This window comes from Mesobacillus subterraneus (genome assembly GCF_020524355.2).
In the GTDB taxonomy this organism is placed as follows: Bacteria; Bacillota; Bacilli; order Bacillales; family Cytobacillaceae; genus Mesobacillus; species Mesobacillus subterraneus_C.
Window position 1 is genome coordinate 444,562 of sequence record NZ_CP129019.1, and the last position, 24,310, is coordinate 468,871.

General features: G+C 43.9%; 23 protein-coding genes and 1 riboswitch. Of the genes, 12 read left to right on the forward strand and 11 right to left on the reverse strand.

Annotated features, from left to right (window positions below):
* Nucleotides 1-242: 242 nt before the first annotated feature.
* Complete coding sequence (locus tag LC048_RS02190) at nt 243-758, reverse strand: DoxX family membrane protein (RefSeq protein ID WP_226601879.1); 516 nt, start codon at nt 756-758, stop codon at nt 243-245.
* 202 nt (nt 759-960) lie between these two features.
* On the opposite strand from LC048_RS02190, the gene LC048_RS02195 reads away from it, so the two are divergent.
* From LC048_RS02195 to LC048_RS02215, 5 genes are all read left to right on the forward strand, one after another.
* The gene (locus LC048_RS02195) at nt 961-2,148 is read left to right on the forward strand and encodes an MFS transporter (RefSeq protein WP_226601880.1); all 1,188 of its coding nucleotides are present in this window, start codon (nt 961-963) and stop codon (nt 2,146-2,148) included.
* A gap of 194 nt (nt 2,149-2,342) precedes the next feature.
* Nucleotides 2,343-3,728, forward strand: coding sequence for an MBL fold metallo-hydrolase (locus LC048_RS02200; RefSeq protein ID WP_226601881.1), 1,386 nt, complete (start codon nt 2,343-2,345; stop codon nt 3,726-3,728).
* 743 nt (nt 3,729-4,471) lie between these two features.
* Nucleotides 4,472-5,170: a response regulator transcription factor gene (locus LC048_RS02205; protein ID WP_226601882.1), complete on the forward strand. Its 699-nt coding sequence runs from the start codon at nt 4,472-4,474 to the stop codon at nt 5,168-5,170.
* Entirely contained in the window at nt 5,160-6,566 is a 1,407-nt protein-coding gene (locus LC048_RS02210; protein WP_226601995.1) for a sensor histidine kinase, read from the forward strand. The genes LC048_RS02205 and LC048_RS02210 overlap by 11 nt, the downstream gene beginning before the upstream one ends.
* A 59-nt stretch (nt 6,567-6,625) precedes the next feature.
* Nucleotides 6,626-7,609, forward strand: coding sequence for a Gfo/Idh/MocA family protein (locus tag LC048_RS02215; protein WP_226601883.1), 984 nt, complete (start codon nt 6,626-6,628; stop codon nt 7,607-7,609).
* Between the two features lie 42 nt (nt 7,610-7,651).
* Here the strand turns inward: LC048_RS02215 and LC048_RS02220 are convergent, their stop codons facing one another.
* Nucleotides 7,652-8,707, reverse strand: a complete 1,056-nt coding sequence (locus tag LC048_RS02220; protein ID WP_226601884.1) for a lactonase family protein — start codon at nt 8,705-8,707, stop codon at nt 7,652-7,654.
* Nucleotides 8,708-8,961: 254 nt separating this feature from the next.
* Here LC048_RS02220 and nadE point away from each other — a divergent pair, with 254 nt between their 5' ends.
* Nucleotides 8,962-9,783, forward strand: coding sequence for an ammonia-dependent NAD(+) synthetase (gene nadE / locus LC048_RS02225; RefSeq protein ID WP_226601885.1), 822 nt, complete (start codon nt 8,962-8,964; stop codon nt 9,781-9,783).
* 45 nt (nt 9,784-9,828) lie between these two features.
* On the opposite strand, the gene LC048_RS02230 is transcribed toward nadE, so the two are convergent.
* The gene (locus LC048_RS02230; RefSeq protein ID WP_226601886.1) at nt 9,829-10,173 is read right to left on the reverse strand and encodes a hypothetical protein; all 345 of its coding nucleotides are present in this window, start codon (nt 10,171-10,173) and stop codon (nt 9,829-9,831) included.
* A gap of 368 nt (nt 10,174-10,541) precedes the next feature.
* Nucleotides 10,542-10,626: riboswitch (cyclic di-GMP riboswitch) on the forward strand.
* A 259-nt stretch (nt 10,627-10,885) separates the two neighbouring features.
* Here LC048_RS02230 and LC048_RS02235 point away from each other — a divergent pair.
* On the forward strand, nt 10,886-11,110 hold the full coding sequence (locus LC048_RS02235; protein WP_226601887.1) for a hypothetical protein: 225 nt from the start codon (nt 10,886-10,888) through the stop codon (nt 11,108-11,110).
* Nucleotides 11,111-11,161: 51 nt separating this feature from the next.
* Here the strand turns inward: LC048_RS02235 and LC048_RS02240 are convergent, their stop codons facing one another.
* The 7 genes from LC048_RS02240 to LC048_RS02270 all read right to left on the reverse strand — a co-directional run bounded on the left by LC048_RS02240 (nt 11,162) and on the right by LC048_RS02270 (nt 17,755).
* Nucleotides 11,162-12,352 carry an acetyl-CoA C-acetyltransferase gene (locus LC048_RS02240; RefSeq protein ID WP_306049328.1) on the reverse strand — a complete coding sequence of 397 codons (1,191 nt, stop codon included), beginning with the start codon at nt 12,350-12,352 and terminating at the stop codon, nt 11,162-11,164.
* Between the two features lie 39 nt (nt 12,353-12,391).
* Entirely contained in the window at nt 12,392-12,541 is a 150-nt protein-coding gene (locus LC048_RS02245) for a hypothetical protein (protein ID WP_306049330.1), read from the reverse strand.
* A 15-nt stretch (nt 12,542-12,556) separates the two neighbouring features.
* A complete protein-coding gene (locus LC048_RS02250; protein WP_226601889.1) occupies nt 12,557-12,760 on the reverse strand; it encodes a hypothetical protein in 204 nt (67 codons plus the stop codon).
* A gap of 109 nt (nt 12,761-12,869) precedes the next feature.
* Nucleotides 12,870-14,312, reverse strand: coding sequence for a GntP family permease (locus LC048_RS02255; RefSeq protein ID WP_226601890.1), 1,443 nt, complete (start codon nt 14,310-14,312; stop codon nt 12,870-12,872).
* 37 nt (nt 14,313-14,349) lie between these two features.
* On the reverse strand, nt 14,350-15,948 hold the full coding sequence (locus tag LC048_RS02260; RefSeq protein ID WP_226601891.1) for an acyl CoA:acetate/3-ketoacid CoA transferase: 1,599 nt from the start codon (nt 15,946-15,948) through the stop codon (nt 14,350-14,352).
* A gap of 36 nt (nt 15,949-15,984) precedes the next feature.
* Complete coding sequence (locus LC048_RS02265; protein ID WP_306049333.1) at nt 15,985-16,710, reverse strand: beta-ketoacyl-ACP reductase; 726 nt, start codon at nt 16,708-16,710, stop codon at nt 15,985-15,987.
* A gap of 163 nt (nt 16,711-16,873) precedes the next feature.
* A complete protein-coding gene (locus tag LC048_RS02270) occupies nt 16,874-17,755 on the reverse strand; it encodes a LysR family transcriptional regulator (RefSeq protein ID WP_226601893.1) in 882 nt (293 codons plus the stop codon).
* 222 nt (nt 17,756-17,977) lie between these two features.
* Between LC048_RS02270 and LC048_RS02275 the strand changes: the two genes are divergently transcribed.
* Nucleotides 17,978-18,313, forward strand: a complete 336-nt coding sequence (locus LC048_RS02275) for a nucleoside triphosphate pyrophosphohydrolase (RefSeq protein ID WP_226601894.1) — start codon at nt 17,978-17,980, stop codon at nt 18,311-18,313.
* Nucleotides 18,314-18,355: 42 nt separating this feature from the next.
* Here LC048_RS02275 and LC048_RS02280 read toward each other — a convergent pair whose 3' ends face one another.
* Nucleotides 18,356-18,871, reverse strand: a complete 516-nt coding sequence (locus LC048_RS02280) for a DoxX family protein (protein ID WP_226601895.1) — start codon at nt 18,869-18,871, stop codon at nt 18,356-18,358.
* 261 nt (nt 18,872-19,132) lie between these two features.
* On the opposite strand from LC048_RS02280, the gene LC048_RS02285 reads away from it, so the two are divergent.
* The 4 genes from LC048_RS02285 (at nt 19,133) to LC048_RS02300 (ending at nt 24,296) form a co-directional block, all read left to right on the forward strand.
* A complete protein-coding gene (locus LC048_RS02285) occupies nt 19,133-19,588 on the forward strand; it encodes a DinB family protein (protein ID WP_226601896.1) in 456 nt (151 codons plus the stop codon).
* Between the two features lie 210 nt (nt 19,589-19,798).
* Complete coding sequence (locus LC048_RS02290) at nt 19,799-20,221, forward strand: HIT family protein (protein WP_371931981.1); 423 nt, start codon at nt 19,799-19,801, stop codon at nt 20,219-20,221.
* 200 nt (nt 20,222-20,421) lie between these two features.
* Complete coding sequence (locus LC048_RS02295; RefSeq protein ID WP_226601897.1) at nt 20,422-22,119, forward strand: serine hydrolase domain-containing protein; 1,698 nt, start codon at nt 20,422-20,424, stop codon at nt 22,117-22,119.
* Nucleotides 22,120-22,232: 113 nt separating this feature from the next.
* Nucleotides 22,233-24,296: a glycoside hydrolase family 3 protein gene (locus LC048_RS02300; protein WP_226601996.1), complete on the forward strand. Its 2,064-nt coding sequence runs from the start codon at nt 22,233-22,235 to the stop codon at nt 24,294-24,296.
* Nucleotides 24,297-24,310 lie beyond the last annotated feature (14 nt).

The window sequence follows — 24,310 nt, forward strand, 5'->3', positions numbered from 1 at the left end:
GAGGGAAGCAAATACGAAGGAGATCACGGCAAAAAAGAAGCCAGTCAAAATACATGTCAGAGGAATTTACGGCAAAAAGAAGCCAGTCAAAATACATGCAGAGGAATTTACGGCAGAAAGAAGCCATTCAAAATATCAGGCAAGAGAGTTACCCGCAAAAAACAGCTAGTCAAAACAATAGTCAGAGCTGATACGAAAAAAAAGAGCCAGGCAAATGCCAGGCTCGCTGTTAATAGTATGAGTTAAACTGCTTTATGCGCAGTCTCAACTTCTCTTTTGAATACAGTTTTACGGATGAATGGAACGACCCAGCGGTCCAGACCGTATTTACCAGCGTTGTAGCCGGCGAACAGGATGATGAAGCCGAAGAAGATGTCAGTTGGGTTGTGAGATACTGTTCCCGCCAGGAAGAAACTGAAGTTCATTACCAGGCCGAAGAACATAGCGGCAGTTGTCAGTGTTCCAAGCAATAATCCAAGTCCTACAAGGAATTCACCTAGCGGCACGATGAAGTTGAATATTTCGACGTTCGGGATCGCGAAGCTTTCAAGGAAGTTCACGTACCAACCATAAACCATGTGACCGTCAGGACCTTTAACTGGATTCGCCACTGCGTTTTTCAAATATCCAGTCGCATTAAATCCATCACCAGTCAATTTGCCCCATCCGGCAGTCATCCAGTTATATCCGAGCCAAACCCTGATGACAGTCAACAGGCCAGCAGCAATATTGTTTTCTCTTAACCAATTAGCAAACATATAAATCGCTTCCCTTCAAAAAAAAGTAATTATTGATTACACTTACAATATATCAAAATCCGAAATAAAAATGAGTTAATTGTGAAGTTTTTCACAAAAATGCAACAACAAATTGACGGAATGATGAACATGACCTCTAAAAAAAGGATACATTTTTGGTTACAGTGCCTAAGCAAAGGGGCTAACAGAAAGGATGAAAAGCATGGACCAACAATCAGGAGCAACTCAACCAAATCCGGGCACTGAGAAAATCTGGAGCAGGGATTTTTTATTCATCTTCCTTGCTAACTTTTTTATTTTTCTTGGATTTCAAATGACATTGCCAACGATACCATTGTTTGTAGAGCAGCTTGGTGGCAATGACCAGCTGATTGGTTTCGTCGTAGGAATCTTCACTTTTTCAGCATTGCTTGTCCGTCCTTTCGCAGGGAGAATGCTTGAAACGAAGGGGAGAGGCTTTGTTTACTTGATTGGCCTGGCCATATTCGTGGTCTCGGTGGGCTCATTTGGGTTTGCAGTCAGCATCGCCTTCTTGTTTTTAATGAGGGTAGTGCAGGGAGTTGGCTGGGGTTTTTCTACTACTGCTTCTGGCACAATTGCTACGGATTTAATCCCTCCACGCCGCAGAGGGGAAGGGATGGGCTACTTTGGGCTCTCCGGAAACGTTGCGCTTGCGATGGGACCGACTCTCGGACTCGCACTTGCTGAAATTATTACATTCAAACAGCTGTTTTTAGCTAGTGCCTTTCTCGGCCTGACTGCGTTCCTATTAGCATCAAGGATCACGTATAAAAAAGTTGAAAAAAGCGACAGGGAAGTGGAACGGCGCAGATGGGATGTATATGAGAAATCCGCATTACAGCCATCTTTATTATTATTGTTCATCACGGTGACTTTTGGAGGAATCGCGTCCTTTCTGCCCCTCTATTCCGCCCAGAAAGGTATTGAGGGAATTCAGTGGTACTTTTTTATTTTTGCGATGGCTCTGATGCTGTCACGTTCCTTTGCAGGCAAGATCTATGATAAAAAGGGGCACGGTGCGATTTTCCTGCCAGGGACGTTTTTAATCATGGTCGCGATGATTCTGCTGGCATGGCTGCCGAATAGCCTAGTTATGTTCATCGCAGCAGGGTTATATGGATTCGGGTTTGGGTCCGTCCAGCCGGCACTGCAAGCATGGGCAGTCCAGGATGCGCCAATGAATCGCAAGGGTATGGCAAACGCAACCTTCTTCTCTTTTTTCGATTTAGGGGTTGGGGTCGGCGCAATGGCTTTTGGCCAGATTGGGCACTGGCTCGGATATGGCAGCATCTACATTGCCTCAACCATTTCCGTTTCCATCTCGATTATCTTATATATTTTTATGGGAAGAAGAACCGTGAGAAATTAGACCTGTTCCATACCGGAGCAGGTTTTTTATTTGAAGCAATGGGTTATACAAAGTAAAATACAGTTGTAGGTATATATTGGAATTAAGGCAGCGCCCGCTGACATATTTTAATACTTTTAAAAAATATGGTGCAGGGTATAGAAGAGTACGGAATTCATGAACCTATGAAAACAAAAAATGCAGGAGGAATCGTTATGTATTTCAAATCTTTTTTTGATGATCAACTAGCACATATGTCTTATTTGATAGGCTGCCAGCGAACGGGTGAAGCTATTGTCATTGACCCGGCGAGAAACATCCAGCCTTACCTGGATATCGCAAAAAAAGAAGGCTTCAATATCTCTGCAGCAACAGAAACTCATATTCACGCAGACTATCTCTCAGGTGCAAGAGAGCTTGCCCACCATCATGGGGCCAAGCTTTATGTATCAGACGAAGGGGATAAAGACTGGAAGTATCAGTATGTCAATCAATATGAGCATGAATTGCTGACTGAGGGATCGACTTTTCATATCGGAAATATTTATTTCGAAGTTATCCACACACCGGGCCATACACCCGAAAGCATCTCATTCCTATTGACTGACAAGGGCGGCGGAGCTAATGAACCGATGGGCATATTCACCGGTGACTTCCTGTTCGTAGGCGATGTCGGCCGCCCAGACCTCTTGGAAAAAGCGGCAGGCATCAAAGATACATCTGAATCAGGGGCACGCCAAATGTTCGAATCGCTTCGTAAAGTGGAAAAACTGTCGGACTTTCTGCAGGTATGGCCAGCACACGGCGCAGGCAGTGCATGCGGAAAATCCCTCGGCGCTGTGCCGATGTCCACTTTAGGCTATGAAAAAAAATTCAATTGGGCTTTTCAGATCAACGAGGAGGATAAATTCGTTGAAGAACTGCTTGCAGGTCAGCCAGAACCTCCAAAGTACTTCGCAGAAATGAAAAAGCTCAATAAAGTTGGACCAGAATTACTTCGTCGTGAAGAAACACCTAAGGTTTCATTATCTGCTGCTGGCAATGCAGCCGTTGTTGACACCCGCCCGGCAGAGGAGTTCGCGGACGGACATGCAGAAGGGACAATTAATATCCCGTACAATAAATCCTTCACGAACTGGGCAGGCTGGCTATTAAGCTATGATGAGGATATCGTGCTGATTGCTGATCCTGAAATATTACCTGATGTGGAAAAGTCCCTGCAGTCAATCGGACTTGACCAGGTCATTGGCTTCATCGATCCGAAAGAACTTGATGGTCAGTTGGAAGAGTACAAGACCGTAACGGCAAGCGATGCAAAAGAATTGATGGAAGACGAAAACTACTTTGTGATCGATGTCCGCAACCAGAGTGAGTGGGACAGCGGCCATATTCCAGGTGCCCACCATCTGATGCTGGGAAACCTGAATGATAACCTTGATCAGGTTCCTAAAGACAAGAAAATCATCGCACACTGCCAGTCAGGCGCACGCTCGGCAATCGGTACAAGCCTGCTTTTGAAAAATGACTTTAAGGACGTAGTCAATCTCGAAGGCGGCTTCTCCGCATGGGAAGAAGAAGGACTACCTGTGAAAAAAAACTAAAGAATGAGGGCCAGCTCAGTTGATGAGCTGGCTTTATTTATTTGTGTAAAGGAGAAAAGATTGTTAGTAGTGACCTGAATAAGTGAAGGTATGAAAAAAAGACGCCAACTGAGAGTATTGGTGTCCTAAATCCTGAGATACGAGAAAAGAGGTAGCCGATGGAGCTTATTGGTGTCCTAAGGAAAAGAGGTAACCAATAGACCGTTTGGTGCCCTGAAATGTAAGAATATAGGAAAAGAAGGTAACCAATAGGCCGGATTGGTGCACTAATTTGTAAAAATACGGGAAAATAGGATACCAATAGACCGTATTGGTGCACTAATTTGTAAAAATACGGGAAAATAGGATACCAATAGACCGTATTGGCGCCCTAAATTTGTAAAAATAAGGTAAAATAGGTAAACAATGAACCGCATTGGCGCCCTAAGATGTAAGAATATAGGAAAAGAATGTAACCAATAAGGCGCATTGTTGCTTGAAAATGTAAGAATACAGGAAAAAGAAATGACCAATAGTCCGCATTGGCGTCCGAAAATGTAAGAAACTGAAGAAGGGCATACCCTGAATACTGCGATGAGTAATCTAAGCAATCTATGCAATATGACTGAAACCAAGTCCGCTAAAATCATGAACAAACTATGACCAACATATTAAATAATCTGTAACATCAGGCGAAACAGTTGATTCTGCTGGCTCTGAGCTATAATTTAGATATAACAGATATCCGATAAGAGGGGATTAGCGTGAAAATTTTAGTCATTGAGGATAATGAAAGTGTCTGCGCGATGATTGAGATGTTCTTTTCAAAAGAGGGCATCCGGGGCGAGTTTGTGAATGATGGACTGAAGGGGTACGAGGCTTTTAAAAATGAAGAATGGGATTTGCTGATTGTCGACTGGATGCTGCCTGGGATGGATGGTGTGACTTTGTGCCGGAAGATCAGGCAGGAGGGCAGCGATGTGCCAATCATCATGCTGACGGCAAAGGACAGTGAGTCGGATCAGGTTCTTGGTCTGGAAATGGGTGCTGATGATTATGTGACGAAGCCTTTCAGTCCATTGGCTTTGATGGCAAGGATCAAGGCGGTGGCTCGCCGCTATCAGAAGTTAAAGCCAGAAGAGAACAGTGAAGTTGGGACAAGTCTCATTAAAATAAATAAAGAAACACGTGAAGTGACTCTGGCCGGCAAACCAGTCACTAACCTGACACCGAAGGAGTTCGATCTGCTTATCTTCTTCGCCCAGCATCCACGGCAGGTTTTTACAAGGGAGCAGCTTCTCGAGCGTGTCTGGGGTTACCAGTTTTACGGGGATGAGCGTACTGTAGATGTTCATATCAAGCGTCTGAGGAAAAAGATTGGCACGCCTGAACAGCCATTGTTCCATACTGTGTGGGGCGTGGGCTATAAATTTGATGAAAGTATGGATGGGCATGAAGGTTAAGTATATTTACCAGCAATTCCTCAGCCATATCAGCATCATCATCGTCGCCTTCCTCATCTTAAGTCTCGTATTCACACAATATGTTGAAACGCTCGTTTATAAAAACAAGACCGAGGAGCTGATTTCCTACGGAGAGAATATCCTGCGCGACCTCGACCGCGGTGCAGAACTGCCGGACCCGGTGATCAATCAATATGCACGCGTTCTTTTCGGCAGGGATATCCAGTTCAGTGTGTTTGACGAGAATATCCAGCTCCTGAATCCAATCAGGTGGAGAGGGCCAGCCATTGAATTGACAGAGAATGAGTGGAGCCAGCTTACAAACGGTGATCCGATTGTGAAAAACTATGACCTTCAACGCTTTGACAGGGCCGTGACCCTGGTTGTTTTGCCATATTTGGACCAAGGTCGATTCATCGGCGGAATCCTTCTCACCTCCCCAATCAGCGGGACACGGGAAATGATTGCAGAAATCAATAAATATCTATTTTATACAGTGCTGATCGCGCTTGCTGTTTCGTTTCTGTTGAGCTGGTTGCTGTCGCGCATCCATGTCAACCGGATCAAAAAGCTGCAGGAAGCAACCTCTGCTGTATCATCTGGGGATTATACCGTAAAAGTTCCAACCTCGGATTTCGATGAGATTGGGGAATTAGCGAATGATTTTAACAGTATGGTGAGCAAACTCCACGAATCGAAGGCCGAGATAGAAAACCTGGAAAACCGGCGTCGCCAGTTCATGTCGGATGTATCCCATGAATTGAGGACCCCGCTAACGACGATCAGCGGAATCATCGAGGGCTTTAAGTCTGATATGATCCCCGAAGCAGAAAAAGAGCGCGGCATCAATCTGGTCAGCAAGGAAACGAGGCGGCTGATCAGGCTGGTGAATGAAAACCTCGATTATGATAAGATCCGCTCGAATCAGGTCCAGCTATTTAAGGAAGCTATTGAATTGGTCGAGGTGCTGGAAATCATCCAGGATCAGCTCGGGTTTCAGGCTGAGGAGCGCAATAACAACATCGAGATCGAAGCTGAAGAGTCGGCTATTGTTCAAGCTGATTATGATCGATTGGTCCAGATTTTAATCAATATTACGAAAAACAGCATTCAGTTCACTGAAAACGGGAGAATCTGGCTGCGCGGCAGGATGGATGGAACCAGTACGGTGATTGAAATCGAGGATACGGGGATCGGAATCGACCCTGCTGAAATCGAACAAATCTGGCATCGCTTTTACAAAGCGGACATCTCAAGGACGAGCAATCCGTTCGGGGAATTCGGGCTCGGCTTGTCGATTGTTAAACAGCTTGTACAAATGCACGATGGAAAAATCTCAGTGGAAAGCAAACACGGCAAAGGGACAAAGTTTGTGATCGAGCTTCCATTTCGATAAGATTGAAAAAGAGCTGCAAGCATTGCCGTCAGCTTTTGCTAATTGAAAGGGTGAACAACATGGTACGTTTCGGAGTGGTAGGTACGAATTGGATTACAGAAGCTTTTATAAAAGGCGCTAGTCATCATGAGGATTTTCAGCTTGCGGCCGTTTTTTCGCGCACAGAGCAACGCGCTGGGGAATTCGCAGATAAATACGGTGTGAATAGAATTTTTACCAACTTGGAAGAGATGGCGAAAAGTGATGTGATTGATGCGGTCTATATCGCTAGCCCAAATTCCATGCATGCAAGCCAGGCGATTACATTCATGGAAAATGGCAAGCATGTGCTGTGCGAGAAGGCGATCGCGTCCAATAGCGTTGAGCTTTCACACATGATTAAGACTGCAAAAGAAAATCAGGTAGTGTTGATGGAGGCGTTAAAATCAACCCTCATGCCTAACTTTAAAGCTGTCCAGAATCATATTGATAAAATCGGCAAGGTCAGAAGATACTTTGCAAGCTATTGCCAGTATTCTTCCCGATATGACAAATATAAAGAGGGCACAGTGATGAATGCCTTTAACCCGGAATTTTCGGCAGGTTCCTTGATGGACATCGGCATTTATTGCATCTATCCGCTGGTAGTCTTGTATGGAGAGCCAAAATCAGTCCAGGCGAATGGCTATGTGCTTGAGTCAGGAGTAGATGGAGAAGGCAGCCTGATATTGAAGTACGAGGAAATGGATGCTGTCATCATGTTCTCAAAAATCACGGATTCTTCGCTTCCATCTGAAATTCACGGCGAGGATGGCAACATCAAAATTGATAAAATCAGTTCACCTGAAAAAGTCGAAATCATCTATCGTGATGGCAAGCATGAAGATATATCGAGAGAGCAATTGGCGGATAATATGTACTATGAAGCAGATGAGTTCATGACGTTAATTCAGCAAGGGAAATCGGAATCATGTAACAACTCGCTTGAGAACTCGAGAATCACAATGAAGATTCTTGATGAAGCAAGGTCGCAAATGGGTGTCAAATTTCCAAGCGACAAGTAAAAACCAGGGCAGGTGCACTTAACGGCACTTGCCCTGTTTTTCTTAGTAGTTCAAAAATTTCACGCATACCGGGTCTGGAACTTTCACATCAGACTGCAGCAATGTCAATCTGCCTGTTTCTTCGTCGCGTGAGTAGAGAGCGACATTGCTGGAATTCTGGTTCGTTGCAATCAGGAATTTCTCGCTAGGGTCAAGTACAAAATCCCTTGGCCAATTTCCCTCTGTAGAAGTATGTTCAACAAAGGTAAGCTCAAAGCTTTCAGGGTCAACGCTAAAAATAGCGATGCTGTCATGACCGCGGTTGGCAGCGTAGACAAATTTCCCATCGGATGAAAGGTGGATGGCGCTGCCCTGGTTGTTTTCAGTGAATTCTGCTGGCAACGTTGAAATCGCTTGAATTTGTTCAAAGCTGCCATCACCTGAGTTGTACTTCAGCACAAGAACCTTTGAGCTGAACTCAGTCATCACAAAGGCGATTTGATTATTTGGGTGGAAGACTAAGTGCCTTGGACCACTTCCAGGCTCTACTTTCAATACATGATTCTCGATTAACTGGCCATTATCAAGTGAATAAGTGAGGACCTGATCAATGCCAAGTTCTACAACAACAACAAAGTTTCCATCCGGGGTAAAGCCGGTATAATGGGTATGAGCTTTTTCCTGACGTTCATCTGGACCTGAGCCTTCGTGTACAGCACTTGATAAAGCAGCTTCAATGCTTCCATCTTCAGAGTTTAGTAAATACGAATCTGCAGATCCTTTATGATAATTTGCGGATAATAGCAGGTTGTTTTCTCTGTTCACGCTCACATGGCATGGAGAGGCTCCTGGAGAGAGCAGGGTGTTGATGAACGATAATTGTCCTGTATCACTAATGCCAAATCCTGCCACACCGCCTGATGCTCCTTCCTTTGCAACTGCATATAAGAAGCGGTTATCTTCGCTGATTGTCAGGTAGGTTGGATTTTCAAGAGCTGCTGCTGCCTTAACATCATTAATTTTCCCATTAGTTACATCCAGTGAAAAAGAATAGATCCCTTCACTATCACCTTTTGTATATGTACCGAAATAGCCTGTGAATTTTTCATTTGCTGCCATTGTGAATGCCTCCAATTTGAATACATTTATAGTCTAGATTATAGTCTAGCAAAAAACTCTTGTCGGACAAAATGTTACGAACAATAAGCAAATGGGTAAAATAAATCGTGAACGCATTAATCGGAATGTTAGATTTTCTGACCAACATCTGGACTTTAAACTTTTTTAGAGATATGCTTTTTTAAAAATGGTGTTCTAACCTAAATTAGCGAAAGAGCATGATAAATAGTTAATAGTGATTTAGGAGGTATAATATGATCGTACAAAAACAGATTATAGAAGCATTAAATGTCCGTCCGGAAGTCGATCCTCAGGAGGAAATCAGGAAAAGAATTGACTTTCTTAAAGAGTATTTACAGAACTCAAAAGCAAAAGGGTTCGTTCTGGGTATCAGCGGCGGGCAAGATTCTACACTAGCTGGCAGGTTGGCACAGCTGGCAGTCGAGGAACTGCGCTCTGAGGGTACAGAGTCAAAATTTGTGGCGGTAAGACTTCCATATTCAGTGCAAAAGGATGAAGATGATGCTCAGAAAGCGCTGGAATTCATCCAGGCCGATCAAACAATCACCTTTAACATCCAGCCTGCAGTAGATACTTTCAACTCACAGTTTGAAGATGCAATTGGTGATAAGATGACCGATTTTAATAAAGGGAACGCGAAAGCCCGCATGAGGATGATCACTCAGTATGCGATTGCCGGCCAGGAAGGCTTGCTTGTGATTGGGACAGACCATGCAGCGGAGGCCGTTACAGGATTCTTTACAAAATACGGAGATGGCGGAGCCGATTTGCTTCCACTAACTGGACTGAACAAGAGGCAGGGAAGGGAGCTGCTCAAAGCATTGAACGCAGAACCAAGACTGTATCTTAAAGAGCCTACAGCAGACCTTCTCGACAACAAGCCGCTTCAGGCAGATGAAACTGAGCTTGGTGTGAGCTATGAAGCCATCGATGATTATCTGGAAGGAAAGCAGATTGACGAAGCAGATGCAGCTAAAATTGAACGAAGATACCTTACTTCAGAGCACAAACGTCATATACCTGCATCCATGTTCGACTCCTGGTGGAAGAAATAAATTAAAAAAGCCTGGCTGATGAGTTTCATCAGCCAGGCTTTGATTTTACTCTGATTGTGCCACTGCCAACTGGGGTGTTTCTTCTTTTTCAGTAACTTTCTCTATTTTATCAGTGAACATTTGGAAGACTCTTTTCTTCTCTTCCAGCTCCTTGATATATTCCTTCAAATCATTGAATTTTTCCTCAAATGGCTGATGGTACAACTCGCGGATCTTCCTGTTCAAATCAGGATTGACGGTTGACTGGACAACCTGCTTTGTAATGTTGAATTTATATGTATATACCTTTAGCTCGTTTTTCACTTCTTCATATTCCGCGTCAATTTCTTTAAGAATCTCTTCGATTTCTGCTTTCCATTCATCTAGCGACATCTTAACATGCTGTTCCATATGGATCCTCCTGCCATTCGCCTGTATTAAAGCTTCTTCTTTCTATTCTAGCAACTGAATTTTACATGTTGATTGCTGCAGTATTACATTGTTAAAACAATCTACTCTGAACCGAAGCAGGCATTGGCGAAAATAAAGTGACAGAGTGTAAAAAAGTTCGAATCCGGGATAACTTCGTGAAAAATTATCGCAGAGTCAAGGGTGGAAGTTCGAATAGGTAATTTTTTTCTTAAAAAAATTTGTCGTTTATCCAGCAATAATTAGTTCATAAGTTCACTTCACTTCTTTGTAGGATAATAGACTCATGTTTGTAAGTAATTGGCGAATTTTGTTGATAAAATAGTTCTTAAGATTTATATTTTAATTAGAACTGAAAAAGGCAAACTTATCGAAAGGTAAGGACGCAAAGCCGCGAGTCTAAGGCATTTCAGCTATGATCGTCGGGCTGCCAAAAAAAGATCGGACGTACATAACAGATAGGTGAATGGTTTCGTTTTCCTTCTTGTCAAAATTCCGCCATCTTTTTAGGGATTTTTATTTTGGAATGTCTCTTTCTGTCCAATATTGCAAAAAGAACTGAATTTTAAGTTTGTATATTGTGAGATGGGATAAATAATACTTAAGATACTTGACAGGAAAAATAAAACAATCCTTTTGGCAGGTTTAGTTTTTGCGCAGAATTTGAAAATTTAAACGGAAGGTGGAGGAAGCGTTGACTGTTTTATTCGGGACAATAGAGTACTTCGAACGGGAAATTGAGTTTCATTTATCAGAGGTTGAAAAAAGAGAGCGGCTGAGAGAAGAAATCAATCAAATTCAAATGAAGCTTGAAGAAGAGCTGCTGAATGATTTTATATGCGACGAGAAGCTAAGAATGGAATGTTTGCAGAATCTATCGAATGCTTGCAGTAAATTAACAGAAGATCAATTAGTTTGAAAGCTGACGGAAATATGAAAGCCTGTGGACCGATCCACAGGCTTTTTACTATTAATCTATAAAATTTTCAATGATGGTCGCAACACCCATGCCGCCGCCGATACAGAGAGTTGCCAATCCATACTTTTGCTCTCTCTTCTTCAATTCGTGGATCAGTGTTACAAGAATTCTCGCACCGCTCGCGCCAATTGGGTGGCTGAGTGCGATTGCTCCTCCGTTTACGTTAACATTATCTTCTCTCATGCCAAGCTCTTTCATCACTGAAAGGGCCTGTGCGGCAAATGCTTCATTTGCCTCAACTAAATCTATGTCGGTTAACTCCATTCCCGCTTTTTTCAGTGCTTTTTTAACAGCACTAACCGGGCCGATTCCCATGATGGAAGGGTCAACGCCCGCAGAGCCATTTGCCTTGATTGTCACAAGCGGTGATACACCAAGTTCTTTTGCTTTTTTGCCGCTCATAACAACTACGGCTGCTGCGCCATCATTAATTCCAGAAGCGTTTGCTGCAGTAACTGTACCGTCTTTTTTGAATGCAGGCCTTAACTTGCCAACTTTCTCAAGCGTGCTGCCAAATTTCGGATGCTCATCTTGATCAACGATGATTGGGTCGCCTTTTCTTTGTTTTACAGCTACAGGGACGATTTCATCCTTGAAGCGTCCGGAAGTAATCGCCGCTTCCGCTCTATTCTGGCTCTTTACAGAGAATTCATCTTGCTGGTTACGAGAAATTTCATACTTTTCCGCAAGGTTTTCGGCTGTGATTCCCATATGATAATCATTGAACGCACATACGAGTCCATCACCAAGCAATGTGTCAACAAGCTTCTGGTCCCCCATTTTGAAGCCTTCGCGTGCGCCTTTAAGTAAAAATGGAGCCTGGCTCATATTTTCCATGCCGCCTGCTACAACAATATCAGCTTCACCGGAGGCGATCGCTTGATAAGCAAGGTGTACGGCCTTTAAACCTGAACCGCACAGCTTGTTGATCGTCATGGAAGGGCATGTTTCAGGAAGTCCAGCTCTCATCGCAGCCTGGCGTGCCGGGTTTTGACCAAGTCCAGCCTGGAGGACATTCCCCATGATGACTTCATCGACAACATCCGAGCTGACATTCGCTTTTTCTAGTGCCGATTTAATAGCTGCTGCTCCTAAGTCCACAGCTGAGACATTAGAAAATGCACCGCCAAATGCTCCAGTTGCGGTCCTTACCGCACTTGCAATAACGATTGTGTTTTCCATTTTTACTGCCCCTTTCAAAATTGAAATGATAAAGGGAGATTAGCTCCCTTTTCTGTTGTTGTTATTATATAAGAAAGTATAAATTATCAATTCGAGAATTTTCCAGCTCCAGCGCCTAGCCCCTCGAGTCGCTTGTCTAGCTGCGGCTCCTAACTTCTCGAGACGTTTCGTTCCTGCCAATGAAGTCAAAGAGCGACTTCACTGTCAGGCCCTCCAACGCTTGTCGGAGTTGGGCAGTCGCCTCCGCTTTTCGAATTGTCTAGTGTCGTCTCCTAGAAACTCCGAAACTTCAACTCCGCCGGCAGAAGCAAAAAGCGCTTTATCGGAGCCTCCAGTTTCTGCGTTTCTGGACAGTCGGTTATACTTTTCGGTTTCGGTCCGCCTGATGTAGTCAAAGAACGACTTCACCGGTCGGCCCTCTGTGGCACACGATGTGCTGATCCGCCTGCCACAGGACGTTGCGGTTTTAGGCGGACAGCGCTTGTCGGGGTTGACCAAGGCGCTTGCACTTTTCGTATTATACTAGTCCAGTTAGCTTGTAGACTGCAATAATGAAGAATACGGCTAGCGTTTTAATGATTGTGATCGCAAAGATATCTTTATAAGACTGTTTGTGAGTTAATCCTGTAACAGCGAGCAAGGTAATGACAGCTCCGTTATGTGGGAGTGTATCCATGCCGCCGGATGCCATCGAGATGACGCGGTGCATAACCTCAGGCGGGATGTTGAACTCAGTTATTGCTTTCATATACGTATCTGCCATGGCGCTCAATGCAATTCCCATACCGCCTGAAGCAGACCCTGTAACACCTGCAAGTGCAGTTGTTGTAATGGCTCCATTGACAAGCGGATCTGTAAATGTAGATGAAATTCCCTTACTTACAACGGAGAATCCTGGAAGTGAGGAAATGACTCCGCCAAATCCATATTCTGCTCCTGTGTTCATCGCAGCAAGCAATGCCCCACCAATTGCTGTGTTGACACCAACTTTGAAGCCGCCAGTAACCTTTTTAAAGTCGTATAAAAGAGTAGCGATTATTCCAAGAATGAGTGCTAGTTCAACTGACCAAATTCCAACTACTCCAGACATCTGGACGGTTCCATATGACTCTAACCCGATTGTTGAAAAATCAAATCCATTTGGATACCATTTTGGCAGATTCACTGTGAAAAATTTGTTAGCGACACCAACAAGCACTAAAGGTGCAAAAGCCAGGACTGCTCTTAAAGTGCTTGTTTTTGCAGTCATATCAATCTTGTTAACGCCTTCCTCAAGAGCATCAGCTTCAGCTGCAGCAGCAGATTCAGCGTTATCGAATCCATAGAAGCCTTCTCCTCGCTTGTCAGCTTTCTTTCGCAGCGTTTCAAGATAAATTATACCTAATGTGAAAACAAAGATTGCACCAATGATTCCGAGGCCTGGTGCTGCGTATATATCAGTTCCGAAGAAGCTTGTTGGAATAACATTCTGGATTTGTGGTGTACCCGGAAGAGCATCCATTGTGAAGGTGAACGCTCCAAGCGCAATCGTTCCAGGAATAAGTCTTTTCGGGATATTCGCTTGCCTGAATAAGTTTTTAGCAAAAGGATAGATGGCAAATACAACAACGAACAAGCTGACGCCGCTGTATGTTAAAATTGCCCCCATTAATACGATGGCAAGAATCGCACGGGTGCCGCCTACCAATTTAATGATGGACTTCGCGATTGATTCGGCAATCCCTGACATCTCGACGACCTTACCAAAAATCGCGCCTAGCAAGAATACCGGGAAGTAGTTTTTAATGAATCCTACCATCTTCTCCATGAAGATGTTGCTGAAGAATGGAAGCACATGGCTTGGATCTGTCAGCAGGACAGCAAGCAATGCTGCGATTGGTGCAAACAGGATGACTGAGTATCCTTTGTAGGCAGTGAACATCAGCAAGCCGAGCGCTAAAAGTATAATAAATAGCTCCATATAGGGAACCCCTCTCTAATACTCAAATGATCATTTCTTAGATTGCTGCAATATTACTATTAAGAGCAACTTTGCTTTCATTTTTCAGTCCCATTGGTTCATCCATGAAAATCCTGCTGTCCATCAACTTTAAGTCTTTGGCAATCAATGGTCGGAAATTCATTTGGGAAAGTACATCTCTCTCTAGATTGATACCTGGTGCAATTTCCGTAAGCGTCAGACCTTCGGGTAGCAACTCGAAAACAGCGCGTTCAGTAATATAGATTACCTTTTTATTGTTTTCACGTGCCACATCACCGCTGAAAGTGATTTGTTCTACGACTTCAATAAATTTTTTAGCTTTACCTTCCTGGAGGACTTCAAGCCTGCCATTGCTAGCGTCCACCTTTAAGCCGCCTGCAGTGAATGTACCGCAAAAAGCAATCTGTCCAGCATTTTGGGTTATATTTATGAATCCGCCGCAACCGGCAATTTTAGGGCCAAACTTTGATACGTTGATATTACCTTTTACGTCACATTGAGCCAGGCCAAGGAACGCTGCATCAATTCCGCCGCCATCGTAGTAATCGAACATATATGGCTGGTCAATAATCGCCTGTGGGCCGATTGAGCAGCCAAAATCCAGTCCGCCTGCTGCTGTACCGCCAATTGCTCCAGGTTCAAGCGTTGGAGTGAACAGGTCACTCATTCCCTCTTCTTGAAGGACATTCGCGATGATTTCCGGAACTCCGATTCCATAGTTTAGTACTTTTATATCTTCGTTTAATAACATCGCGGCACGGCGGGCAATTACCTTGCGCTCGTTTAGCGGATATTTCTTATTTGACTGCTGATGAACAATATCGCCACGGTAAAAGTCTTCATTGTGCTGTGTACCGAATGTTTGCATATGGTTAGCCATATTTTCCACAACAACCACGTAATCTACCAAAATTCCCGGAATAGCTACCAGCTTAGGATCGATCGAACCGTTTTTGACGATTTTTTCTACCTGGACAATCACTTTGCCGCCGCTGTTGCGTGCATTCATAGCTATCGAAAGGATTTCTAGTGTTAGTGGTTCTTTTTCAAAGCTAATGTTACCGCTTTCATCAGCTACCGAACCTTTAAGCAAAGCAAAATCAAGTTCCTGCGTTTTATAGGCAAGATAAGGTTTTTGGTCAAAGGTTACCTTTTCGACGATTTCATCTTTTGTAGCTTGATTAAGCTTGCCGCCATCAATATCAGGATCAACAAACGTTCCAAGCCCGACATGGGTGATCGTGCGCGGCTTACCTGCAGCACCATCACGGAACATTTGCGAAATGACACCTTGAGGCAGGTTATATGCCTCGATTTTGTTATTTACAACAAGTGGCTGGAACTTAGGGGCAAGTCCCATGTGCCCGCCGATAATTCTTTTTACGAGTCCTTCGTGGGCATAGTGATTCATGCCGCGTTCGACTCCATCTCCGTTACCTGCAGCATATACCAAGGTCAAATTCCTCGGAGATTGATTTTTCAGGAATCTATTTTCTACCTCTATATAAATCTCTTCTGCGACGCCTACGCCGATAAAACCGCCCAGACCAACTACCGCATTGTCGGTGATCAGACCTGCTGCTTCTTGTGATGAAATAATTTTAACAGAAGACATGTTCAACACCTCATTGTCGTATTCTTATTCTGTCGATTACAGTCTTAAACCGCCTGTCACTTCAAGGACATGGCTATTGACATAGCTTGATTCATCGCTTGCAAGGAAGAGGACTGCATTTGCGATTTCCTGTGGCTGTCCCAGACGTCCAAGCGGAGTCTTCTCCCTGATCGGCTGAAGGACTTTATCTGGCACAGTTGCCATCATTTCTGTTTCAACATATCCTGGAGCGATTGCGTTTGAGCGGACAGCAGCACCTTTGCGGGTGAATTCCTTTGCCCAAGTATAAGTCATGCCGATTACACCGGCTTTAGTTGCTGCATAGTTTGTCTGGCCAACGTTGCCATAGACACCGACAACAGAAGAGATGCTGACAATCGACCCTTTGCCATTTTCCATCATGATTGGCGCAACTGCCTGAGTCAGGTTGAACACACCTTTAAGGTTTACGTCAATTACTGCATCCCACATATCTTCTGTCATCTTTTGGATTAATGCGTCGCGAGTGATGCCTGCGTTATTTACCAAAACATCGATTTTGCCGAACTCATTTTTTACTTCTTCGACAAATTTCGCAACCTGGTCACGATTCGTTACATTCAGTTGAACATGTCGTACATTTGGCATTTCATAATCACCGGTTCCCATATCCAGAGAATATACCAGTTTCGCTCCTTCATGGGCAAACGTTTCCACTATCTGGCGGCCGATGCCCCTTGCTCCACCAGTAACAATCGCAATCTTATCTTCCATTCTATTCATAATGTAAGCCCCCTACATGATATAAGTTATTTACATCCTTAATGTAAGCGTTAACAGAAATAAAATAAAATACATAAAAATCATAGAAGGGATAACTTTTGGTTATAGAGACAAAAAACGGAAGTGCAAGGCACTTAAGCCTTGCACTCCCGCCCTAAAGTATTTATTTTATGTGTTCCTTTATATATTCGATAAATTTTTTGGCAGCGAATGAGACATACCTGTTTTTCTTTAAGATGATGGCAATCCGCCATTTCATTTCCGGGTGCTCAATCGGAATTTGCTTAATGTTCCTGCTGTTGAATCTTGCAAGAATGGGGCGCGGTAAAATCGAAACGCCCTGATTGAGGCAGACCAGTTCGGTAAGAAAATCCCATTGCGAACTTTTGAAATAGATATTTGGTTCGAAGCCAGCTTCACGGCAAGCTTTGACAACATGGTGGTGAAGCAGGAAGGTCTCATTAAGGAGTGCGAAGGATTCATCCTTTAGATCCTCAAATATGACTTTTTCCTGGTTTGCTAGTGGATGATCTTTATGGACAATCAGGACAACCTCGTCATTCGTAACTGGTATATACTCAATCTGATCAGAAAGCTCAGGCATTATGACAAGTCCAAGGTCGACTAATCCCTTTTCAACCATCTCATAAACAGTGACAGCCCCATTTTCAATGATTGAAAGATTGATTCCCGGATAATCATGACGGAAGTTTGCAATCAGCGGTGGAAAATAGCTTGTCCCAATAACTGGCGGGATTCCAACGCTCACATTCCCTGTTTTCAGATTTTTTGTATCTTGTATCGCCTCTGTAATAGAGTCCATTTCAGATAGAAGCCTTTGTCCCTCTTCAAACAGTCTCTCACCAGCATCAGTCAAATTCATTTTATATTCAGACCTGTCAAAAAGCTGGACACCAAGATCTTCTTCCAGCTTTTTGATCATCTTGCTCAGAGCAGGCTGGGAGAGGTGGAGATTCTTCGCTGCAATCGTAAAACTGTTATCCTTTGCAACCTGGACAAAGTACATTAACTGTCGAGTATCCATATTTATTCCTCCGTCTTTTATCCATCAATCTAAATATTGTATCACAAACAGGTCTATGAAAAATCATGCTATTTAGCCCTTTGACAGTGAGGACGCGAGATGATGTCCAAAAGCATCCGTCAAAGATTAAAAGCTGTTGTAAAGCGAGATTTAATACAAAGGAGTTTGAACACATGTATTTAAGGTTATGTTTACCAATAGGACAGCTAAAGGGGAATCGACATGGAGAAAAAGGAATATAACAAGCTTGTAAGAGACTATTTTCCGGATTTGATGAAGGGAAAAGGCAAGAATGTGGAATTTGAAATCTTGGATGGAAGTCAATATAGTGAAAAACTGATGGAAAAGTTCAATGAGGAAGTCGTAAAGTTCCGTCATGCTGGAACTGACAGGCTGCTGAGTGAAATAGTTGACTTGCTTGAAGTGGTCTATGCGATTGCCGAGCATCGCGGCATAACAGAATCTGAAGTGGACTTCATGCGCCAGCTAAAAAAGACTCGCAATGGTGGCTTCCGGAAGAAAATCATGCTTAAAACAATTGAAGAAAAATCCATGTAAAAAATGCCCTCTGCCTATTGGCGGAGGGCATTTGCTATATCGTTAAGCAGATTTATGTGCAGCTTCTGGTGTTTGTTTGAAAACTGTTTTGCGGATGAACGGAACCACCCAGCGGTCTAAACCGTATTTACCAGCGTTGTAGCCTGCGAAAAGGATGATGAAGCCGAAGAAGATGTCAGTTGGGTTGTGAGATACTGTTCCGGCAAGGAAAAAGCTGAAGTTCATTACCAGGCCAAAGAACATTGCTGCAGTTGTCAGTGTTCCCAGGATCAAACCAAGACCAACAAGGAATTCTCCAAGAGGAACAATGAAGTTGAAGAGTTCGACGTTCGGGATCGCAAAGCTTTCAAGGAAATTCGCATACCATCCATAAACCGCATTTCCGTCTGGACCCTTTACTGGATTCGCTACTGCATTTTTCAAATATCCAGTTGCGTCAAATCCATCGCCAGTCAATTTTCCCCATCCTGCAGTCATCCAGTTGTATCCCAGCCAAACACGAATCACAGTCAAAAGGCCAGCAGCAAGATTGTTTTCTCTTAACCATTTAGCGAACATCTAAATCGCTTCCCTTCAAAATATATAATGATTACACTCTTAAGATATCAAAGCAATTTATAGAAATCTGTGAAAAAAGTGTGAAGACACATATCATCCACAATGTTTTGAACAAATTTTGTCAGATGATTTCCTTTAATGGAATATTATACCTGTATGGGTATAGAAGGAGTTATTCCTTTTTCCTTGCGGTATATGTTGGAAAAATATAGAATATAGTATATATAGTATCGAGTACAAGCTGAAAAGGGGAAGGGATATATGAGCGAGCTTTTATTCAAGCAGTTTGGATTAACAAGAAGTTCTTTTTTGAAAACCATTGAAGCAATCACTCCTGAACAGGCAAGTGTTCAGCCCGAAGGCTTCAATAATAACATCCACTGGCACATCGGACATGTGCTGACAGTTACTGAGCAATTTATGATGGGGTTTCCGAAAAAATCCAATCACCTTCCTGCAAACTACATAGAATTATTCGGAAACGGTACCCAGCCATCGGAATGGACCGAAACTGTTCCTTCTGTAGATGTTTTGAGGGACCAAATGAAAGCCCAGCTAGGAAGGATCAAACAAGTACCGGCTTCAATGCTGGAAGAAAAGCTTAAGAAACCTTTTAAGGGTCTCGAGACTTTTGGAGAGCTGGCGAACATGGCACTATTTCATGAAGCCTATCATCTTGGCCAAATCCATTCGATGCGAAAAATGATAAAGTCATAATATAGCAGGGTCCTAATTTGGGCTTTTTTTTTTTGAAACCTGAAATCCATTATTACATATAAGGAAATAAGGTTATTATGACAGGTTTCAAGCCGTAGAGCGCAAAGCTGTTAAAAAACGGGGGCATTATGTCAGGGTTCAAGGTATAGGACCCAAAGTTGTCAAGTAAGCGAGGTTATTAGGACTGTAGTAGGAATGGAGGCACTAAAAATGTACCGGGAGAATTGCCCATATTGCAATGTAAATACAGATGTAGAGCAGGAAATCGTATTGGAGAATGAAACATGTTATTTCATTCAAAAGGAGTCGGAACAGCAGGTCCTTCAGGGGAGCGGGCTGATTATTCCGAAGCTTCATAAGCAAGATGTCTTTGAGTTAACAGACCAGGAGTGGAGGGATTCCCGGGATTTGCTACTTGGTGCAAAGAAGATACTGGATCAAAAGTTTTCCCCAGATGGTTACAGTGTTGGCTGGAATACCGGAAGGGCTGGCGGACAATCGATTTTTCATGCCCATTTGCCTGCAAGCGATTCAAGGATGAACCGCTTGCAGGCAAGGGAATCAGGTATTGGATTAAACAAATGGAGAATAAGCGAACATAATTCACGTAGTTCTTGTTGGGAAAATTTCTAACAAATCATTTGAATATTTTAACAAAAATGATTCTAAAATCCCGGGTGAGCAGTCACGGGATTTTTCTATTTTTAAAGAGGGTTGGGTCTATAGTGGTATAGACATCTATACTGTTAATTAGATAGTCTAAGGTTACAACATGAAAGCCTTTTCAAAGTTTACTAGATTAAATGGAGCAATAGCTCGGAAAAGGAGGAAGCATGAAGAACAAACGATTGTATGTTGCCTTAGCGTCAGCGGTTCTCGGTACAGGAGTGATGATTCCAGTGTCATTTGCAGAAGGCAATCAAGTGCCTGGAGCCTCGATTGAACAGCGGGAGGGAAAAGCAGGGGGTAAGGAAGTGCATCCTGTATTTTCCTGGGACAAGCCAGGCCCTTTATCACCAGTCCTTCATAAAGGATCGGTGCGGGGAGCGGGCATGGTACAGCAGCCGCTGGATGAGATTGACGCGCATATGGAAAAGATGATTGCTGACGGAGTGATGCCTGGTGCTGTCGCATTCGTTGCTCGACGCGGCCATATCGTGAAGCAGGAAGCCTATGGATTTGCCTACAAATATGAAGATGATCAGTTCACTGAATCCAGTAATCCGATCAAGATGGAGGAGGACACTATTTTCGACCTTGCCTCTATCAGCAAAATTTTCACGACTACTGCAGCGATGATTCTATATGATCAGGGAAGGTTCGAGCTTGATGACAAAGTTTCTGAGCATATTCCCGAGTTTGCCGCCAATGGAAAAGAAGACGTGACCATCAGACAGCTCCTTACCCACACCTCTGGTTTCACTGCCTGGGTGCCTCTTTATACAAAAGGAAGCAGCCGCGAAAACAGAATGAATATTGTGTTAGAACATCCATTGAAAAATGAACCGGGCAGTACTTATACATACAGTGACCTCAACATGATCACGCTCGGGCTTTTGATTGAAAGACTCTCAGGCCAGCGCCAGGATCAGTTTGTCAAAGAGAATATATCAGAGCCGCTGGGGATGGCAGATACTATGTACAATCCTCCGTTATCACTGAAAAAACGGATTGCCGCGACAGAATACCAGCCATGGACGAACCGAGGAATCGTTTGGGGAGAAGTCCATGACGAAAACGCCTGGTCGCTTGATGGAGTTGCAGGCCATGCCGGAGTGTTCTCGACAGCAGACGACCTGGCAAAGCTTGCCCATATGTATTTGAATGACGGCCGTTATGGCAGCGAAGTCATTTTAAAGCCTGAAACAGTGAAGATGATCATCGAAAATCAAATCCCGCAATTCCCTGGTGATGACCATGGATTAGGCTGGGAGCTTGCCCAGGGATGGTTCATGGATGCTTTATCTGAGGGTTCATCGCTTGGCCATACAGGTTATACCGGAACATCTATTGTCGTAAACAGGAACAATGGGACGATCGCAATTCTGCTCACCAACAGGGTCCATCCAAGCCGAAGCACTGTTTCTACGAACGTCGCTCGGAGACAGCTTGCAAGACAGGTTGCCGATTCTATTCCAGTAGACATTCCGGATGGGTCTGCGTGGTTTTCAGGATATGGAGACAAACTCCAACGCACGATGACGGCAAAAGTGGAGCTTGAAAGGCCAGCAAAACTATCATTCGACACATGGCATCGGATTGAAGCGGATGCAGATTATGGATATCTTGAAATCTCGGAAGACGGTGAAAACTGGGAACAATCAGCTGTTTTTTCAGGCAGCAGTGTCGAATGGGACAAAGTGGAGGTTGAAATACCTGCAGCGTCTAAGCACATCCGTTTCCGCTACCAAACGGACAGTTATACCAATGGACGCGGCTGGTATGTCGACAATATCAGTCTAATAACCTCTGGTAGTAAAAAGGTTGATCCAGAGTTTACAGGCGAAGGCTGGCAGCAAAGAAATTACTAACTTTAGTAATTCTCAATAAATTGGATAAAATATGCAAAACGGAGGAGATAAGATGAGGAAACTCAGCAAGCTTATGCTCTATTCACTAGTGTTCGTGCTGGCTTTTTCACAAAATGCTTCCTGGTATTTCGTTGAAAAAAGCTAGTGCAGAGGAAAATAACACAGTAGAGGATCTAGTGATTTACGAAAACGTTCCAGAAGCGGAAGCAGAAGTGAAAGAGGGAAGCATACAATTGAAAGCTCTGCATGTGTATTCAGCAGGACAGTTTATGCTGGCATCAGAAAACCTGGTCTGGGAGTCGGCGAATAAAAATGTCGCAACAGTTGGCCAGGATGGAAAGGTGAAATTCACAGGGCAGAATGGACGGACGTTCATTACCGTGACAGACGGTAATTTCAAGGACCGGATCGCACTCGATTATAAAGTGAAATCATCCTCCAAAGCGGAAGGTGAAAAAGGAAAGCCAGAATCAGCAGCTTTTGTCATTAAGCAGGAAGGTCAGCGATATGACTTGATTGGAAATGCAATCAGCAAAATGACCCTGGAGGAAAAAATAGGGCAAATGCTAATGCCTGATTTCAGGACCTGGAAAGGTGAAAATGTAACAAAAATGCTGCCGGAAATTGAGCAGCTCGTGAAAAAATATCATTTGGGCGGGGTCATCCTTTTCCGTGAGAATGTGGTTACCACAGAACAGACTGCACGCTTAGTCTCTGATTATCAAGCTGCGGCTGAAAAATTCGGCCTGCTGCTGACGATTGACCAGGAAGGCGGAATTGTCACAAGGCTTCAATCTGGGACGGATATGCCAGGAAATATGGCATTAGGCGCAACACGTTCACCGGAAATCGCTTATAACGCAGGGAAAGCAATCGGCGAGGAACTGGCTTCTTTGGGAATCAACATGAATTTCGCGCCGGTTATGGACGTGAATAACAACCCGGACAATCCGGTAATCGGTGTCCGTTCATTTGGCGAAGACCCACAGCTTGTTGCTGACATGGGTGTAGCGTATACAAAAGGACTCCAGACCGCTGGTGTCGCCGCTACAGCCAAGCACTTCCCGGGACATGGGGACACGGCAGTCGATTCCCACCTTGGACTGCCTGAAGTTCCACATGATAAAGAACGCTTGAAGCAAGTTGAACTTTACCCGTTCCAAAAGGGAATGGAAGCAGGCGTGGACGCGATTATGACAGCACATGTCACTTTCCCTAAAATCGACGGAACAAAAGCCGTTTCCCAGAAAACAGGGGAAGAAATCGCGATTCCGGCAACCCTTTCATACAAAGTGCTGACAGAGCTGATGCGTGAAGAAATGGGCTATGACGGTGTCATTACAACAGACGCGATGAACATGAAAGCCATCGCTGACCATTTCGGTCCTGTTGATGCAGCCATCCGCGCAGTAAAAGCAGGCACGGATATCGTGTTGATGCCGGTCGGTCTTGAAGAAGTTGCAACAGGTCTGCGTGAAGCTGTAAAAGCAGGCGAGATTTCCGAAGATCGAGTAGAAGCATCTGTTAGACGTATTTTAACCTTGAAGGTAAAAAGAGGTGTGGTAAAGGAAGAAACACCTGTTTCAATAGAAGACAAAATAGCGAATGCAGTGAAAGTGGTCGGTTCTGCTGAGCACAAGCAAATTGAAAAAGAAGCAGCTGAGAAATCAATCACTTTGGTTAAAAATGATGCAGTACTGCCTCTGAAGCTGGAAAGCAGTGAGAAGATCGTCGTTGTGGGCAATACTTTCATCAGCAGCCTGGGTGATGCGATTAAAAAGCGCCATGAAAATACAACCGTCATCTCATCTTCTACTTATAAGCTGACAGAAGCTCAGCTGGAAGCTATTAAAAACGCCAGCGCGGTGGTAGTAGGGACCTATACTTACAATGTATCAGGCCGTACGCCTTCTAGTGCTCAGATGACCATGGTCAACCAGATCATTGAGCTTGCAGATGCTCCGGTTGTTGGGGTTGGCATCCGAAATCCATACGACATCATGGCTTACCCTGAAATAGACGCTTATTTGACCCAATACGGTTTCCGTCCAGCAAGCTTTGAAGCAGCGGCTGGTGCGGTGTTTGGTGAATTTGCGCCTACAGGGAAGCTGCCTATCACGATTCCGGATTATAATGGCGGCGTGCTGTACGAGTTTGGTCATGGTGTAACTTACTAAAAATTTATAGGCGG